Below are 632 nucleotides of genomic sequence, written 5' to 3' on the forward strand. Positions count from 1 at the left end.
GATACCGGACGCCGTACAGGCGTCTGCACTATCGGCGACCCTGCACACGGTCAACAGCCTGGCCAACTGAGTCTCCGACGTGGCGTTCGTCAACGACGTTCCACGGCCGCGGGCGTGATCACCGACACCACCATCGACCTCGTAGGCGCCATCGGCCGGGCGCTCCTGGACAATCTCATGCCCGCCCGCCGCCTGCGCGTCAGCCCCCGCGCCGTCAAACGCCCGCTGTCCCGCTACGCGTACAAAAGCCTGCGCGTCGACCGACGCACGTACAAGGCCACCATCAGCATCGACATCCTGTTGACAGGCCCTATCAGCCCATAACTTCATGGCCTTGCCCTTTAAGGCCGGGTCAAGTTGACCGCTGTGAGTCTCTATCACCCGGCAGTTCCCATTGGGTTTTCGGCAAGGGCACCCTCGGCATCGCCGCTCGTGTACTACCGCCGTGCCTACGCGGGGTTCGACGGTCCGCCTGAGTTCTGACGACAGGAGTCGCGGCTCGGGGAACCGGACCACTCGGTGAGGGGGCGAACTGCCTCGAACCCGGGAAGAGGGTCGGGCAGTCGGCGCCGATCGATCAGGTGTAGAGGGAGCCGGCAGTTCGGAGCTGAATCCTCCCCCAGCTGAAGCAG

The 632-nt window shown here is 65.2% G+C and carries 1 protein-coding gene; it reads left to right on the plus strand.

Annotation, left to right across the window (positions count from 1 at the left end; all coding sequences use genetic code 11):
* Window positions 1–114: 114 nt before the first annotated feature.
* A complete protein-coding gene (locus tag VXC91_RS46575; RefSeq protein ID WP_329513363.1) occupies window positions 115–324 on the plus strand; it encodes a hypothetical protein in 210 nt (69 codons plus the stop codon).
* Window positions 325–632: the final 308 nt, after the last annotated feature.

The organism is Streptomyces chiangmaiensis, from assembly GCF_036281785.1.
Lineage (GTDB): Bacteria > Actinomycetota > Actinomycetes > Streptomycetales > Streptomycetaceae > Streptomyces > Streptomyces chiangmaiensis.